The organism is Pedococcus sp. P1_H8 (assembly GCF_056405175.1).
On the sequence record NZ_JBFUCP010000511.1, the window covers coordinates 1 to 351 of the forward strand.

The window sequence follows — 351 nt, forward strand, 5'->3', positions numbered from 1 at the left end:
TCACGGTGCCGCTCAAGGTGATCGAGTCCCCGTACCGGGAGATCACCAAGCCGATCCTCGACTACGTCCGGCGGGTCCGTCGGGACTCGCCGCGGGACGTGGTGACGGTCTTCATCCCCGAGTACGTGGTCGGACACTGGTGGGAGCAGATCCTGCACAACCAGAGCGCGCTGCGGCTCAAGAGCCGGCTGCTGTTCCAGCCCGGCGTGATGGTCACCAGCGTGCCCTGGCAGCTCAGTTCGTCGGAGAAGGCCCGCGAACGCGCCCGACGGATCGAACCGTCGGCGGCGCCGGGCGCGACGCGTCGGGGTTTCGACGCACCGGAAGGCAAGTAGGTAGATGAGCGAGAAC

General features: G+C 67.5%; 1 pseudogene. It reads left to right on the forward strand.

The features are described 5' to 3' along the window. Positions 1 to 335 (forward strand): annotated as a pseudogene (locus tag AC1DYG_RS21095) (DNA-binding protein); the annotation flags it as partial. Positions 336 to 351: the final 16 nt, after the last annotated feature.